At 67.2% G+C, this 16,728-nt stretch carries 11 protein-coding genes; 4 read left to right on the top strand and 7 right to left on the bottom strand.

Annotated features, from left to right (window positions below; genetic code table 11):
- Nucleotides 1–6: 6 nt before the first annotated feature.
- The 6 genes from ACXJLU_RS17510 to ACXJLU_RS17535 form a co-directional block, all read right to left on the bottom strand.
- Nucleotides 7–978, bottom strand: coding sequence for a DUF1839 family protein (locus ACXJLU_RS17510; RefSeq protein WP_457333082.1), 972 nt, complete (start codon nucleotides 976–978; stop codon nucleotides 7–9).
- A gap of 10 nt (nucleotides 979–988) precedes the next feature.
- Nucleotides 989–1,909 (bottom strand): amino acid--[acyl-carrier-protein] ligase, encoded by a 921-nt coding sequence (locus ACXJLU_RS17515; RefSeq protein WP_073463726.1) that lies wholly within the window; start codon nucleotides 1,907–1,909, stop codon nucleotides 989–991.
- Nucleotides 1,910–1,930: 21 nt separating this feature from the next.
- Nucleotides 1,931–3,106: an acyl-CoA dehydrogenase family protein gene (locus ACXJLU_RS17520; protein ID WP_457333084.1), complete on the bottom strand. Its 1,176-nt coding sequence runs from the start codon at nucleotides 3,104–3,106 to the stop codon at nucleotides 1,931–1,933.
- A 31-nt stretch (nucleotides 3,107–3,137) separates the two neighbouring features.
- Nucleotides 3,138–3,380, bottom strand: a complete 243-nt coding sequence (locus tag ACXJLU_RS17525) for an acyl carrier protein (protein WP_457333086.1) — start codon at nucleotides 3,378–3,380, stop codon at nucleotides 3,138–3,140.
- Between the two features lie 70 nt (nucleotides 3,381–3,450).
- A complete protein-coding gene (locus ACXJLU_RS17530; RefSeq protein ID WP_457333088.1) occupies nucleotides 3,451–4,509 on the bottom strand; it encodes an SDR family oxidoreductase in 1,059 nt (352 codons plus the stop codon).
- The gene (locus ACXJLU_RS17535) at nucleotides 4,509–5,789 is read right to left on the bottom strand and encodes a nucleotide sugar dehydrogenase (RefSeq protein WP_073463729.1); all 1,281 of its coding nucleotides are present in this window, start codon (nucleotides 5,787–5,789) and stop codon (nucleotides 4,509–4,511) included. Before ACXJLU_RS17535 ends, ACXJLU_RS17530 begins: the two co-directional genes overlap by 1 nt.
- A gap of 672 nt (nucleotides 5,790–6,461) precedes the next feature.
- Here ACXJLU_RS17535 and ACXJLU_RS17540 point away from each other — a divergent pair.
- From ACXJLU_RS17540 to ACXJLU_RS17555, 4 genes are all read left to right on the top strand, one after another.
- Nucleotides 6,462–9,215, top strand: coding sequence for an InlB B-repeat-containing protein (locus tag ACXJLU_RS17540; protein WP_457333090.1), 2,754 nt, complete (start codon nucleotides 6,462–6,464; stop codon nucleotides 9,213–9,215).
- Between the two features lie 108 nt (nucleotides 9,216–9,323).
- On the top strand, nucleotides 9,324–12,311 hold the full coding sequence (locus ACXJLU_RS17545) for an InlB B-repeat-containing protein (protein ID WP_457333092.1): 2,988 nt from the start codon (nucleotides 9,324–9,326) through the stop codon (nucleotides 12,309–12,311).
- Nucleotides 12,312–12,430: 119 nt separating this feature from the next.
- Nucleotides 12,431–14,131, top strand: coding sequence for a right-handed parallel beta-helix repeat-containing protein (locus ACXJLU_RS17550; protein WP_457333094.1), 1,701 nt, complete (start codon nucleotides 12,431–12,433; stop codon nucleotides 14,129–14,131).
- A 13-nt stretch (nucleotides 14,132–14,144) separates the two neighbouring features.
- Nucleotides 14,145–15,347 (top strand): metallophosphoesterase, encoded by a 1,203-nt coding sequence (locus ACXJLU_RS17555; protein ID WP_457333096.1) that lies wholly within the window; start codon nucleotides 14,145–14,147, stop codon nucleotides 15,345–15,347.
- Between the two features lie 336 nt (nucleotides 15,348–15,683).
- Here ACXJLU_RS17555 and ACXJLU_RS17560 read toward each other — a convergent pair whose 3' ends face one another.
- Nucleotides 15,684–16,697 carry a TRAP transporter substrate-binding protein gene (locus tag ACXJLU_RS17560; RefSeq protein WP_457333098.1) on the bottom strand — a complete coding sequence of 338 codons (1,014 nt, stop codon included), beginning with the start codon at nucleotides 16,695–16,697 and terminating at the stop codon, nucleotides 15,684–15,686.
- Nucleotides 16,698–16,728: the final 31 nt, after the last annotated feature.

Below are 16,728 nucleotides of genomic sequence, written 5' to 3' on the forward strand. Positions count from 1 at the left end.
CGTGCGTCACCCGTGCCGGCGCTTCAGCTCGCCGATACCCTGTGCCCAGGCCTCGCCCATCGCGTCGATCGGCGACAGGTCGAGCGCCTTCTTGCGCGCCATCGAGCGCGCGAGCTGGAACTGGAAGGCCTTCGCGGTCTGCGAGATCTGCGCGAACGCATCGGCCGATGCGGCCACGTCGACGCCCTGCGCGGCCAGCCAGCGCAGGTAGGTCTCGGACAACTCGAAGCACGCGCCGTACTGGCGCAGCGTCGCGAACGAATAGGTGTGGAAGACCGCGATGTCGGACTGCATCAGCCAGTCGAGGTCTTTCGCGAACTGCGTCTTGAAGCGCTCGAACGGGTTGGTCGCCGGCACGCGCGTCAGGTGCTTGCGCAGCAGCGTGAGCGAGCCGTCGACGAGTGCCGCGCCGGTCGGCGGCGTGAAGTTCGGCCGCGCCTTCAGGTACTCGATGTACGGCGGCAGCATGCGCTCGTGCACCAGCCCGTCGAGCTGGAACACGTCTCGGAAGTCATCGCCTTCCAGCGCGTAGAAGCCCTGGTTGTGGAAGTAGTCCATGCGACGCGCCTTCACGTCGATCGCATTGACGCCGACCGTCGACTTGGTGTGCGCGAGCCGGTAGGCCGAGCCGGCGGTGTCCGGCAGGAACCACGAGTCCAGCTCGACCAGCACCGGCCGGCCTTGCGCGACCTGGTCCTCGATGTGGTCGACGAGCGGCCGCCACACCGCGAGTTCCTGGATGTCGACACCGTACAGGTCGTACAGGTCGCCATCAGGGAACTTGAAGAAGGTCCACTGGTCGCCTTCGAAGTCGACGCCGAGCGTAAACGCGAGCGCCGGCACCGGGTCGTGGCCGAGGCCGTGCAGCAGCTCGATCAGCACGTCGGCGTAGCAGTTGGTCTCGGCCCAGGTGCGCGGCGCGGTGTGGATCGGGTGGCGCTGGAAGCTCGCCGGCTCGATCGGCAGGACACGTTTCATGCGGCCCTCGTCACGCCATCGCAAGCTGTTGGCGCACCTCGTGCGGCCAGCGCTTCGGATCGAACCCGTGCGTCTTCAGCAGCGCGAGCGCGATGCGTTCGAGCCCGAAGCCGATGCAGGCGGTGTGGGCCGGCGTGCCGTCGGCCTGCAGGATGTCGAACGAGATGCCGAAGTGGTCGAGGTGGTAGTTGCACGAGGTGATCGCGGTCGGCTTGTCTTCCTTGCAGATCGGCACCACCAGTTCGTACTTCAGGTCCTGCTCGCGCTGCGTGGCCTTCATGATGCGCGCGCCGCGGCCGAAGAACGGGTCGTCGGCAAGAACTTTCTTGACCGGCAGGCCCACCGATTCGAGGATGGCCTGGCCGCGCGCGAGCCAGTCGTTGCGGTGGTTCAGCGCCTGGTCGGGGGTGCCGAGGCGCACGAACTCGCGCTGGCGGAAGATCTGCATGCGCGCCGGATCGTCCGACGGCTCATGGCGGAACACGAAGGTCTTCAGATCGACGACGCGGCCTTGCGCCGTCAGCGTGCCGGTGGCCGTCGGATACAGCGGGTAGCAGGCGGCCGGCACCAGCATCACCTCGGCCGGCGTCAGCGAGGAAGTCCAGTCTTCCTTGGCTTCGAACTTGCCGAGCATGGCCTGGTGCTCTTTCTCGCCGCCGAGGAAGCTGTGCACCGAGCCCATCAGGTCCGGAAAGTTGTTGATGTGGTCGATGCGCGCGTAGTGCGCCCGCGGAAAGATCGGCGGAAAGCGCATCACCTCGGCGTTCTGGAACGCGCCTTCGCGCGTCACCAGGCCTTCGAACTGGTCGATGATGTTCTCGAAGGTGCCGCTGCGGCCGTAGACGCCGCGCACGCCCGAGGGGATCAGCAGGCCGGCCTCGATCAGCTCGGCCTGGTACTGCTTGTAGGGGTCGTCGTGTTGGGTGCACATGGCAGGAATCCTTGTGGTTCTTCAGCGTTGCACGATCTGCATCGTGGCGCTCTGCCCGAGGATGCGGTCGTTGTTGACCATCAGCGCCGCGCCATACGCATCGCGCAAGTGCCGGCCCAGCGTCAGCTTCGAATCGTTGCGGTAGCCCTGGATGCCGCAGATCAGCATCGCCTTGCCGACCACCTCGACCACGAACTGCGAGGCCGTCAGCTTCAGGTTGTTGATGTTGATCGCGAAGCTGAAGCCCGAGTAGGCCTCGGGATCGTTGGCGATCAGCACGTCGTGGTACTCGCGCAGCGTCTGGTACACGCCGCCGCGCATCGAGAACAGCACCGTGTCGAGCTCCGCCAGGCGCGTCGCCGAGATCGGCGTCACGCTCGGGTTCTTGCGCGCTTCGGCCCGCACCGCGCTGCGCGCACGGCTCACCGCGTCGATCGACAGGCCCAGCCACAGCGAGGCCCACACGACGTGCGAGAACGGGTGCATCGTGCGGCGGTGGATGTCGGCATACGGCTGCGGCAGGATCTGCTCCACTCGCCCTTGTGACTTCAGCACGAAGCCTTCGCTGCAGGTGCCGCGGAAGCCGAGCGTGTCCCAGCCCGAGAGCTTGGTCAGCTCGTAGTCGCTCTTGCGCACCAGCACCTGCACCTGGTCGTTGCGCGCCGCGTCTTCCGACTTGCGGCAGGTCACCAGGATCGCGTCCGCGGTGGCGCCGTACGAGATCACCGGCGTCTGCTTCTCGAGCGTGAAGCGGTCGCCAGTCACCTGCACCGCGCACAGGCTGGAGCGCACGTCGCCGCCGATGCCCAGCTCGGTCGTGGCCGACGCGATCAGGTATTGGTGCTCGACCATCTCGCGGGCATAGCCGCGGAAGAATTCGGAATCGAGCGCGTGGTGCACGATGCAGCCGACCTGGATCTGGTGCATCGCGAAGATCATCGCGGTCGAGCCGCAGTACTGGCCCAGCACCTCGCAGATCTGCGACAGGTCGCTGATGTTCAGCCCCATGCCGCCGTACTCCACCGGCACGTAGCAGCTCAGCAGCTTCTGCTGCTTCAGCGCCGCATAGGCCTCGTGCGGAAAGCGCGCGTCGCGGTCCACCTCGGCGGCGTGCGGCGCGATGATGTCGCGGCCGATGCCGTGCAGCCCTTCGAGCAAGGCAGGCAGTTGGGGGCTGAGTCGGGTGGGTTGCGACATATCGTCTCCAGGAATGGCGGCAATGCAGCGCTCAGGCGCTGACGAGTTCTTCGATGGCTTCGGACAGCGAGCGGATGCTCTCGAAGGTCTTGCGGCCGAGCATCTTGTCGGAGAACTCGATGTCGAATTCGTCTTCGAGCGCCAGCATCAGGTTGACCGTCGTCAGCGAGGTCAGCCCGGCGGCGTACAGGTCGCTGTCGTCGGTCAGCGTGGCGGCGTCCACCGACAGGCGGGCGTGCTTGGCGATGACGGAACGGATCTTGTCGGTGTGCATGTCGATGTCCTGCAGTTCAAGGGAAAGGGTTCTGCCGCGCGGCCCGTGCCGCGCAGCGTCAAGAAAGAATTCAGACGGTCTGGCGGGCGCGCTGCACGTACCAGCCGATCGCCTCGAGCAGCCCGGCGCGCACGTCGTGGCTGGGTTGGTAGCCGAGCAGCCGGCGCGCCTTCGACACGTCGGCCAGCGAGTGGCGCACGTCGCCCTCACGGAACGAGGCGTACTGCGGCGGCTCGACGCGCAGCGCCGGGCATTCGCGCAGCAGCGCCTCGGCGAGCGCGCCGTGCAGTTGGTTCAGCGTGGTGCGGTCGCCCACCGCCACGTTGAACACCTGGTTCGATGCCTCGGGCTCCTCGCAGAGGCCGGCGCGCAGGTTGGCCTGCACCGCGTTCGTCACGAAGCAGAAGTCGCGCGAGGTCTCGCCGTCGCCGTTGATCACGCAGCGCGAGCCTTCGAGCATCTGCGCCGCCCAGCGCGGGATCACCGCGGCATAGGCGCCGTTCGGATCCTGGCGCGGGCCGAACACGTTGAAGTAGCGCAGCCCGATCGTCGACAGCCCGTAGCAGCGGCCGAACACCTCGGCATACAGCTCGTTCAGGTACTTGGTGACGGCGTACGGCGACAGCGGCCGGCCGATGGTGTCCTCGACCTTCGGCAGCGCCGGCGAATCGCCGTACGTCGAACTCGACGCGGCATAGACGAAGCGCTTCGCGCCGGCGGTGCGCGCGGCTTCGAGCATCGTCAGGAAGCCGGTCGCGTTCGAGCGGTGCGTGGTCAGCGGGTCCTTGATGGAACGCGGCACCGAGCCGAGCGCGGCCTGGTGCAGCACGATCTCGGCGCCGTCGCAGGCCTGTGTGCAGCTCGCGAGGTCGGCGATGTCGCCGCGGATGAAGGTGTGGCGCGACCAGGCCTCCTCGCCGACGAGGCGGCGCACCTCGTCGAGGTTGGCCTGGTGGCCGGTCGAGAAGTTGTCGAGGCTCGTGACCTGCTGGCCGGCGCGCAGCAGGTTCTCCACCAGGTGCGAGCCGATGAAGCCGGCGCTGCCGGTGACGAGCCAGCGGCGCGGCGCGGCGCGCAGCTGCGCGAGCACCGGATCGAGGAATTCGTTGGTCGTCACGTTGGTTTCCATCACAGGCGCCAGACGTTCAGGCCACGCGCGCGCAAGGCTTTCGCATCGGCCTGGCTCTTCACGTCGACGTACAGCCCGTTCGGCACCAGCTTCGCGACGAAGTCGTCGATCGGGCGGGCCTTCAGCGCCTTGTGCGCGACGGCGGCCACCACGGCCTGCGCCTGCGGCAGCGCATCCCAGGCCACCAGGTCGACGCCGTACTCGTGCTTCGCCTCGTCGGCCGCGGCCACCGGGTCGTGCACGTGCACCGTCACGCCGTAGCTTTCGAGCTCGCGCACCACGTCGATCACCTTCGAGTTGCGCAGGTCCGGGCAGTCTTCCTTGAAGGTCAGGCCCAGCACGATGACGTCGGCGCCCTTCACCTGGAAGCCGGCCTGGATCAGGTTCTTGATGGTCTGCTCGGCCACGTACTTGGCCATGCCGTCGTTGATGCGACGCCCGGCCAGGATGACCTGCGGGTGGTAGCCCAGGCGCTCGGCCTTGTGCGTCAGGTAGTACGGGTCGACGCCGATGCAATGCCCGCCGACCAGGCCCGGGCGGAACGGCAGGAAGTTCCACTTCGTGCCGGCGGCTTCCAGCACCTCGAGCGTGTCGATGCCGATGCGGTGGAAGATCAGCGAGAGCTCGTTGACGAGCGCGATGTTCAGGTCGCGCTGGGTGTTCTCGATCACCTTCGCGGCCTCGGCCACCTTGATGCTGGTGGCCTTGTAGACGCCGGCGGTGATGACGCTGCCGTACATCTCGGCGACCAGCTTCAGCGTGTCCGGCGTGTCGCCCGACACCACCTTGGTGATGGTCGTCAGCGTGTGCAGCTTGTCGCCCGGGTTGATGCGCTCGGGGGAATATCCGACGAAGAAATCCTGCTTCCACTTGAGGCCGGATTCGCGCTCGATGATCGGAATGCAGACCTCTTCGGTCGCGCCCGGGTAGACGGTGGATTCGAAGACGATGGTCGCGCCGCGCTTCAGGTTGCGGCCGACCGAGGTGCTGGAACCTACCAGCGGCGACAGGTCGGGGTTGTGGGCGTCGTCCACGGGCGTCGGCACTGCGACGACGATGAAATCGGCCTCTTTCAGCGCGGCGGGATCGGTGGTGGGGTGCAGCTGGCTCGCGGCCTTCAGCGCCTCGGTGCTGACTTCACCGGTCGGGTCGATGTGTTCGCGGTATGCGGCGATTTTGGCGGCCGACAAATCAAACCCGATGGTCTTGTATTTCTTGCCGAATTCAACTGCCAGCGGCAATCCGACATACCCCAGGCCGACGATAGCAACGGTGGTCATGATTCTTTTGTTTGAAAGTGGTGCCGCGAATCTCGCCGCGACGTATTGAAAAAGCCCAGCGTTGCCATGGAAAAGAGCACGGTGCCGGACGACAGACGAATCGTAGATGACGTGTTTGACAAAACCCGCCCTGATTACCGATACAAGCTCCGGACCTCGCTGACGCTCCCAATTTGAATGGTGCGGATGATCGGAGAACCCCCCCACAGCGCCAATCCCTGAGTTGTGGGGTCCGCCGAAACGAGCACAGGTTCTCCGCAGGTATCTCCGGCGCCCTTCGCACCCACCCGCACGGGGCCGAAGCCCCTGCAAGTTCTGCCAGGCGGGCACTCCGGACCGGCACACTTTTCCGATTGTTTTTGTAACAGCGCTCCCGCGAACGAGGGGGTGCGTGGCGCGCCCCGGAACGGCAGGCGAAGCGGCCGGCGTTGCACGCGACCGACAGTCCGGCGCCACGATGTCAACCATTCGGACATCCGATGGATGGACTGTGTGCGCTGCACCACGAATCGCGGCGAGCGAACGCCCACACGCCGAACGGCCGTCGGCAGCAAGCCACAAGCATCTGTAACCTGTCTATCCCACATCTGGACACAGGTTGGTGAGTGGGTGCCAACACAATCCGCTTCGGCCACCGTCCGTGTCGGATCGTGGTGTTAGCTGGAAGCCGCGATGTCCCCGACCCCGATCTCCGCCCTGTCTTGTGTCTCGAAGTATCTGACGCTGTTCGCGCTCGGTGCGGCCCTCGCGGCCTGCGGTGGCAAGGGCGATGACGCCGCCGCCCCTTCCCCCGAACCGCAGATGTCGGTGCTGTCGATCAACCGCGTCGGCCAGGGCAGCATCGCATCGACGCCGAACGGCATCGACTGCGGCACCGACTGTTCCGGCTCGTACGCGAAGGACACCGAGGTCACGCTGCATGCCGCGGCGGCCCAGGGCAACCAGTTCGCCGGTTGGAGCGGCGTCGGCATCGACTGCGCAGGCACCGGCGATTGCAGCGTGATGCTCGACCAGTCGAAGTCGCTGGTCGCGACCTTCAGCGCCGTCAATGCAGCCGAGTACCCGCTCGACGTGGCGATCGCCGGCTCCGGAAGCGTCGCCGGCACCGCGCCGTTCTCGTGCAGCAGCGCCACCGACTGCGGCGGCACCTACACCGCCGGCACCGTCGTCACGCTGACGGCCACGCCCGCCTCCGGCTACACCGTCGGCGCATGGACCGTCAACGGCAGCACCTGCAGCGGCAGCACCTGCCAGGTCACGATGAGCACGGCGCGCAACGTCAGCGTCAGCTTCACGGCCGTGGCGGTGCCCACCTATGCGCTCGGCGTCACGGTGACCGGCTCGGGCTCGGTCAGCTCGTCGCCGGCCGGCATCTCGTGCGGCAGCACCTGCGCGCACACCTACAACCAGAACACCGTCGTCACGCTGAGCGCCACGCCGGCCAGCGGCTATTCGTTCGCCGGCTGGAGCGGCGCGGGCTGCTCGGGCACCAACACCTGCGTGGTGACGATGTCGGCCGCGCGCACGGTGGCGGCCAGCTTCACCGCGATCCCGGCCAGCAGCTTCGCATTGACCACCACCGTGACCGGCACCGGCCAGGGCACGCTGACATCGAACCCGTCCGGCATCAACTGCCCGACCACCTGCAGCAGCACGCTGGCGTCCGGCACCAGCGTGACGCTGACGGCCACCCGCAGCAACAGCAGCACGACCTTCAGCGGCTGGACCGGCGCCTGTGCATCGACCGGCACCGTGACGGCCAGCGGCGGCAGCTGCACCGTGCAGGTCAGCGCCGCGACGCAGGCCGGCGCGGTGTTCACGCTGGACACCTACGCGCTGGCCGTCACCAAGGTGGGCAGCGGCACGGTCGCGTCGAGCGGCGGCAACATCGCCTGCGGCAGCACCTGCGCCGCGAGCTTCAGCGCCGGCACCGCCGTCACGCTGACCGCCACGCCGGCCAGCGGCTACACCTTCACCGCCTGGGGCGGCGCCTGCACGGGCAGCAACAGCACCTGCGCGCTGACGATGAACGCCGCGAAGTCGGTCTCCGCGACCTTCACCGCGACCAGCACCGGTGGTGGTGGTGGCGGCACCAGCGGCAAGAGCTGGTTCGTCGCGACCACCGGCAGCGACAGCGCGGCCGGCACGCTGGCGGCACCGTTCAAGACCCTGACCAAGGCGGTCGGCGTCGCGACCGCGGGCGACATCATCGAGGTGCGCGCCGGCACCTACTCCGAGGCGGTGGTGATCCGCACCGCCGGCACCTCCACCGCCCGCATCACGATGCGCGGCTACAACGGCGAGCGCCCGGTGCTGCAGCGCACCGGCGCCGGCCCGACGATCTACTTCTACAACAGCGCCTGCGACGAAGACGCCATCGGCAGCGGCACCGGCAACACCGACTGCTTCGCCAGTTGGTGGACGATCCAGGGCCTGGAAGTGCGCGGCAGCACGACCGGCGGCGACGACGGCAACGTGATCAAGATCGACACCGCGAAGGTCCGCATCCAGGGCAACACGCTGTGCTGCAGCGTCGCCGACATCGTCAAGCTGGTGCGCACCGCGAATGACGTCGAGGTGCTGGACAACGAGATCTACCAGAGCAGCAGCGTCGTGACGCCGGGCACCAATGCGCAGGGCGTGGACATCGTCGGCGCCAACAACACCCGCGTGGCCGGCAACTACGTGCACGACGTGCCCGATTTCGGCATGTACGCCAAGGGCAACGCCCGCAACACGGTCTTCGAGAACAACCTGCTCTACAACATCGGGCGCAGCGACAACGGCCACGCGATCATGCTCGGCCAGGAGACCGACACCGATCGCCTGGTCGACGGCGTCTACGAGAGCTACGACGGCATCGTGCGCAACAACGTGGTCGTCAACGCCACCTGGGCCTGCGTCGCGACCTCGTCGTCGTCGAACGTGCGCATCTACAACAACAGCTGCTACAACACCGCCACCGCCGGCCAGGGCTCGATCTTCGTGTCGAACGAGTCGGAGATCGGCACCAAGGGCGTCAACATCGAGATCTACAACAACATCATCTACGGCTCGGCCGGACGCCCGCTGATCAAGGTGAACGCCGACGCGCTGGCCGATTTTGCGACGCTGCGCATCGACGGCAACATCTACTGGGTGACCGGCGGCGCGCCGACCTTCGTGCTGAAGGACAACAGCGTGTCGGCGTCGCTGTGGGCCCTGCAGTACGCGACCGCGAGCTCCGGCCGCACCGACACCAGCCGCATCGTCGACCCGAAGTACGCCAGCACCGCCGTGACCGGCGCGACCAGCCGGCCGCTGACGCTGTCGACCGGCAGCCCGGCGATCAACACCGGCGTCGCGACCCCGCTCGTCACGACCGACTACATCGGCACCGCTCGACCGCTGAACGGCAAGATCGACGTCGGCGCCTACGAATATTGACCCCCCCGAAGCGCCTTCGGCGCCTCCCCCCAAGGGGGCGCCGCCAGCGGCCCGGCAAAGCCGGTTCCGCGGCGTCTGCTGGGCTTTCTTGAGTTTTTGGAAGCACGCATGAAGCACTTTCGCCTGTTGGCTGCCCTCGCGGTCGCATTGACCCTCGCTGCCTGCGGCAAGGGCGAGGACGACACCCCCGCCACCGCCGACCAGGCCACGCTGACGGTCAGCCGCGTCGGCCAGGGCCAGGTGCAGTCCAGCCCCGGCGGCATCGACTGCGGCAGCGTCTGCGCGAAGAGCTTCTCGGCCGGTGCGTCGGTGACGCTGAGCGCCGAACCGGCCAGCGGCTACGACTTCATCGGCTGGAGCGGCAGCGCGCTCGATTGCAAGGGCAACGGCGACTGCGCGGTGACGGTCGAGGCGTCGAAGGCGGTGACCGCCACCTTCAGCCAGCAAGCCGCCACCCGCTTCAACCTCGCGCTGACGATCGCCGGCAGCGGCAGCATCGCCGCCGACGTCGGCGGCCTGACCTGCGCCACCGCCAGCGATTGCATCGGCAACTACGCGGCCAACACCGCCGTCACGCTGACCGCGACGCCGGCCACCGGCTACGCCTTCAGCGGCTGGAGCGGCAGCGGCCTCGCCTGCACCGGCAGCAGCTGCCAGGTGCAGATGAGCAGCGCGCGCTCGGTCACCGCCACCTTCACCGCGGTGCCGACCGCGAACTTCGCGCTCAACGTGATCCTGAGCGGCTCGGGCAGCGTCAGCTCGTCGCCGGCCGGCATCAGCTGCGGCACGGTCTGCAACAAGAGCTTCGCGCAGGGCAGCAGCGTCACGCTGACCGCGTCGGCTGGCAGCGGCTTCACGTTCAGCGGCTGGAGCGGTGCGGGCTGCACCGGCTCCGGCACCTGCAAGGTGACGATGAGCAATGCGCAGAGCGTCACCGCGAGCTTCACGCCGACGCCCGTCGGCATGGCGGCCATCAACGTCAAGGTCGACGGCAGCGGCAGCGTGCTGTCGGCACCGTCGGGCATCAACTGCCCCGGCGACTGCAGCGAATCGCTGCCGATGGGCACGCAGGTCAAGCTGACCGCGCAGGCCGCCGCGAAGCAGCGCTTCACCGGCTGGACCTCCGGCTGCACCGGCACCGACGCCACCTGCAACGTCACGCTGTCGAGCGCGACCTCGGTCAACGCAGGCTTCCAGGCCATCACGTACACGCTGACCGCGACCAAGACCGGCTCCGGCAGCATCACCTCGTCGACCGGCGGATTGAATTGCGGCGCGACCTGCGCCGTGAGCCTGGAGACCGGCACCGCGACCACGCTGACCGCGACGCCGGCCGACGGCTTCCAGTTCGCGTCCTGGGGCGGCGCCTGCGCGAGCAGCAAGGTCGCGACCTGCAGCCTGACGATGAGCGCGAACCAGGCGGTCAGCGCGAGCTTCACCGAGAAGCCGAAGTACACGCTGACGGTCGCGACCGCCGGCACCGGCAGCGGCACCGTGTCGATCGCGACGCCGACCGGCCTCGCCTGCGGCGCGTCGTGCACGCAGAACTTCACGTCGGGCACCGTCGTGACGCTGAATGCCGCCGCCGGCAGCAGCGCCAGCTTCAGCGGCTGGAGCGGCGCCTGCACCGGCACCGGCGCCTGCACGGTGACGATGTCGCAGGCGGCGTCGGTCACCGCGAGCTTCGCGTCGACCGCACCCGCCGACACCACACCGCCCACCGTCTCGAGCACGACGCCGGCCACCGGCGGCACCTCGATCGGCATCGCGACCACCGTGTCGGTGACCTTCTCCGAAGCCGTCAACTGCAGCACCGTGACGAGCGCGAGCCTGGGCATCACGGGTGTCAGCGGCACGGTCTCGTGCAGCGGCTCGACCGCGATCTTCACGCCGGCCGCGAGCCTGGCCTACGCGACGAGCTACACCGCGCAGGTCACGACCGCGGTGAAGGACACCGCCGGCAACGCGATGGCCGCCGCGAAATCGTGGGCCTTCACGACCGGCGCCGCGCCGGTCGCCGGCGGCGCGTTCAGCTTCATGGCCTACGGCGACAGCCGCTCGGGCAACGGCTGCGACGGCAACGTGGCGCACATGGCGCTGGTCAGCCGCATGGTGGCCGAGCCGGCGTCGTTCGTGTTCAACCTCGGCGACATGATCACCGGCTACGACAAGTCGACCAACTGGATCCAGCGTGGCGACTGCCCGAGCGATGCATCCAAGGGCAGCTTCAAGGAAATCATCGCGCCGCTGCAGACCAAGACGCCGGCGGCGGGCCTGCCGGTCTTCTACTACCCGGTGGTCGGCAACCACGACGACAACTTCGGCGACGGCTGGTACCCCGACAAGTTCGGCGACGGCTTCTGCAGCGTGTTCGACCCGAAGCAGCTGGTGCCGAACCACACGCAGAGCAAGGCGTACTTCAAGGACTGGACGACCTCGGCCATCAAGCACTACAGCGATGCCGAGTTCTACACCGCCGCCTGCGCAACCACGCGCAACGGCGTCTACCCGGACTTCATGTACTACTCGTTCGACTACAAGAACACCCACTTCGTCGTGCTGCGGATCAACTCCGACTACTTCGACCTGATGGAGTGCTCGAGCAACTGCACCGCCGCCAACGAAGGCAACTACGACGCCTACTACTACAAGCACCAGCTCGACTGGCTGCGCTACGACCTGGCGAAGGCGGTGGCCAACACCGCCATCCAGAACACCGTGGTGCTGATGCACGCGCCGGTGATCTCGTACTCCGACGGCCATGCGCCGGTGGCCTCGTGGCCGACGCTGGTCAAGGAGTTCAGCAAGTACAAGGTGAAGATGGTGATCTCGGGCCACAGCCACGTGTACGAGCGCTCGGTGCCGGTGTATGCCGACGATGCCAACCCGAACGGCGTGCGCGACGATGCCAAGGGCACCGTCTACGTGGTGACCGGCGGCGGCGGCTCGGCGCTGGCCGGCTTCAAGACGCTGGGGCCGCTGAATGCGAAGGCGACCGCGGCGCACCACTACATGAAGCTGGACGTGAACGGCAGCACGTTGACGGTGAAGACGATCGGCAAGGACGGCACCGTCCTCGACTCGTTCTCTCGATAACTTGAAGGATGCGGCGGCCACCCTGAGTGAGGGGGTGGGCCGGCGCAGGGCCACGGCCTTGTCAGACAATCGGGACTCGCCCGGGTATCGCCCGGGCGCGGTCGTTTTCCGAGGTCTCCGTGGTCATCAGCAGAATCCAGCAGTTCGCGGCAGCCGCCGCATTCGTCGTCGTCGGCCTGGCCGGGTGCAGCGGGGGCGGCGGTGGCAGTTCCAGTGACGGCGGCAACGGCGGCGAGCCGACCGGCCCGCAGCTCACGCTGCAGGCGCACGTCGACGGCTCCGGCAGCATCACCTCGACGGTGGCCGGGCTGGGCTGCAGCAGCGACTGCAGCGTCTCGCTGACCCAGGGCACCAGCTTCGTGCTGAACGCCGTGCCGGGCACCGGCTACGTGTTCAGCGGCTGGGGCGGCGCCTGCAGCGGCACCGGTGGCTGCACCGTGACGATGAGCGCGGCCGCGATCGTGAGCGCGAGCTTCACGCCCGGCGGCAGCTCCAGCGGCAAGAGCTGGTTCGTCGCCACCACCGGCAGCGACAGCGCGGCCGGCACGCTGGCGGCACCGTTCAAGACGATCACGAAGGCGGTCGGTGTCGCGACCGCCGGCGACACCATCGAAGTGCGTGCCGGCAGCTACACCGAAGCGGTCGTGATCCGCACGGCCGGCACGGCCACCGCGCGCATCACGCTGCGCGGCTACAGCGCCGACCTGCCGGCGCGCCCGGTGCTGCAGCGCACCGGCACCGGCCCGACGATCTACTTCTACAACGACGCCTGCGATGAAGACACCATCGGCAGCGGCAGCGGCAATGTCGATTGCTTCGCCAGCTGGTGGACGGTGCAGGGGCTCGAGGTGCGCGGCAGCACGACCGGTGGCGACGACGGCAACGTGATCAAGATCGACACCGCGAAGGTGCGCATCCAGGGCAACAAGCTGTGTTGCAGCAACGCCGACGTGGTCAAGCTGGTGCGCACCGCGAATGATGTCGAGGTGCTGGACAACGAGATCTTCCAGAACTCCGGCACGGTGACGCCCGGCAGCAACGCGCAGGGCATCGACATCGTCGGCGCCAACAACACCCGCGTGGCCGGCAACTACGTGCACGACGTGCCCGATTTCGGCATGTACGCGAAGGGCAATGCGCGCAGCACGATCTTCGAGAACAACTTGCTGGTGAACATCGGCCGCGCCGACAACGGCCACGCGATCATGCTGGGCCAGGAGACCGATTCGGACCGGCTGGCCGACGGCCGCTACGAGAGCTACGACGGCATCGTGCGCAACAACGTCGTGGTGAACGCCACCTGGGCCTGCGTCGCGACCTCGTCGTCGTCGAACGTGCGCATCTACAACAACAGCTGCTTCAACACGGCCACCGCCGGCCAGGGCTCGATCTTCCTGTCCAACGAATCGGAAGTGCAGCAGGCCGGCACCAACGTCGAGATCGTCAACAACATCATCTACGGCGCGGCGGGCCGGCCGGTGATCAAGGTCAACGACGATGCGCTGACCGACTTCACGACGCTGCGCATCAGCGGCAACATCTACTGGACGAGCAACGGCGCGCCGACCTTCTCGCTGAAGGGCACGGACGTGCCGGCGGGGCAGTGGTCGACGCTGTACAACACCATCACCGGCCTCACCGATGCGAGCCGCGTGCTCGACCCTCAGTTCGCGACCACCGGCGGCGGCACCCCGTTGACGCTGAAGGCCACGAGCCCGGCCATCAACACCGGCGTGCCGACTGCGCTGGTGGCGAAGGATTTCCTCGCCACGGCGCGGCCGCAGGGCGGCAAGATCGATGTTGGCGCTTATGAATACTGATCGGAGCACGGTGATGCATCGCTTCTTCCACATCACGCTGGCCGTCCTGGCGGCGATCGCGGCCTGCAGCGGCGGCGGTGGCGGCGAGTCGGCGGAAGCCGCGGCGCCGAGCGCGCCCGCCACCGGCGACGGCACGTCGTTCAGCTTCCTGGCCTATGGCGACAGCCGGGCCGGCGGCGGCTGCGACGGCAACGCGACCCACATCAACCTGGTGAGCAAGATGGCGGCCGAGGCCAACACCGCCTTCGTCTTCAACACCGGCGACATGATCACCGGCTACGACAAGTCGACCAACTGGGTGCAGCGTGGCGATTGCGCGGCCGATGCCTCGAAGGGCAGCTTCAAGGAAATCATCGCGCCGCTGCAGAACAAGGCGCCGGCGGCGGGGCTGCCGGTGTACTACTTCCCGGTGGTGGGCAACCACGACGACAACTTCGGCGACGGCTGGTACCCCGACAAGTTCGGCAACGGTTTTTGCGACGTGTTCAGCCAGGCGACGGTGCAGAAGCTGGTACCGAACCACACGCAGTCCAAGGCCTACTTCCAGGACTGGACGCGCCCCGACATCCAGCACCTGACCGACAGCGCGTTCTACGCGTCGGCCTGCGCGAAGGTCCGTGGCGTGTATGCGGAGTTCATGTACTACTCGTTCGACTACAAGAACACGCACTTCACGGTGATGCACCTGAACTCGGACTACTACAACCTGATGGAGTGTTCGAACACCTGCACGGCGGCGAACGAGGGCAACTACGACTCGTACTACTACAAGCACCAGCTCGACTGGCTGCGCTGGGACCTGGCGAAGGCGGCGGCCAACCCGACGATCAAGAACACCATCGTGCTGACGCACGCGCCGCTGGTGACCTACTCCGACGGGCACGCGGCGAACGCGTCATGGAACACGCTGCTGCAGGAGTTCAGCAAGTACAAGGTGAAAATGGTGATCTCGGGCCACAACCATGTGTACGAGCGCTCGGTGCCGGTGTATGCCGACAGCGCGAACCCGGCCGGCGCGCGCGACGACGCGAAGGGCACGGTCTACGTGATCACCGGTGGCGGCGGGTCCGACCTGGCGGGGTTCCGCGCGATCGGCTCGCTGAACGCGAAGGCCACGGCGACCTACCACTACCTGCGGCTCGACGTGAAGGACTCGACCATCACGGTCAAGGCAATCGGTGCCGACGGAAGCGTCGTTGATTCGTTCTCGYGCTGACTGTTCTTTTTGTGCGTGCCGCGAGGAGGCGGGGTGCCCCTCTCCGGTCATGTCCCCCGCGAAACGCCCGCCTCGCGGCAGGCCTTCCGCTCCTCCTTTACTTCCCTCCGAGGGGCACCCCGCCTCCTCGCGGCGCCACCGCTCTCTCACTTCCCCCAAAAAAGCGGCGCGCGCACTCTTGTTTTTGACGAAGTGCACGGTTCGGGGTGGGGAGCTGGGGGGCTCCTCGGAGGGAAGTAAAGGAGGAGCCCGTTGATGGCCGCCAGGCCAGCAACGGGCGGGGGACATGACCGCAGAGGAGCCCCCCAGCTCCCCGCCCCGCGAAGGCAAAAGAAATTACTTCCGCAGCCGAACCAGCTCAGCCTGTGTCTCTTGCCAGAGGTCCATGCCGATGCCAGCGCCGATGCCGGCGTTGACGCGCGTCAGCTTGTCGCGCATGCGCCCTGCTTCCACAGGAGACAGTTCGTTGATCTGCATGCCCTTGGACTTCAGGTCGGCGAGTGCCTTGCCGGCTTCCTCACGCGTGTCCTTGCGCTCGAAATCGCGGCTCGCCTTCGCGGCATCGGCCAACACCTTCTGCTCGTCCTTCGACAACCCGTCCCACCACTTCTTGCTCACCAGCACGATCCACGGGCTGTAGACGTGGTTGGTGATGCTGAGGTACTTCTGCACCTCGAAGAACTTGCTCGACAGGATGGTGTTGTACGGATTTTCCTGGCCGTCGACGGTGTTCGTCTCCAGCGCGCTGAACAGCTCCGAGAACGGCAACGGCACCGCATTGGCACCCAGCGTCTTGAAGCTGTCGAGGTAGACGTTGTTCTGCATCACGCGCAGCTTGACGCCGTTCAGGTCTTCCAGCTTCGTGATCGGCCGCTTGCTGTTGGTCAGGTTGCGGAAGCCGTTCTCCCAGTACGCCAGGCCGACCAGGCCCTTCTCGGTCAGCTTGGCATTCACCTTCTGGCCGATCGGGCCGTCCAGCACCGCGTCGGCTTCCTTCGCGTTGTTGAACAGGAACGGCGTGTCCCACAGCGCCATCTCCTTCGTGATGCCGACCAGTGTCGCGGTCGAGCCGACCATCATCTCCTGCGCGCCGCCGATCAGCGCCTGCTGCATCTGCACGTCCGGGCCGAGCGCGGAGGCGCCGATCGCGCGCACCTTCATCTTGCCGCCCGAGGCCTTCTCGACCTGCTCGGCGAAGAACTTCGCGGCGCGGCCCTGGTTGCTCTGCTCGTTCAGGCCGTAGCCGAAACGGATCAGGCGCGGCTTGATGTCCTGCGCGAAGCCGGCCAGCGGCGCTGCCAATGTAGCGAGCGCGGCGGCGGCCACGAGCGTACGGCGAATCATGTTCATGCTTGTCTCCTCAGGGGGATGGAAGGGAAAG

Source organism: Rhizobacter sp. P5_C2, assembly GCF_054049715.1.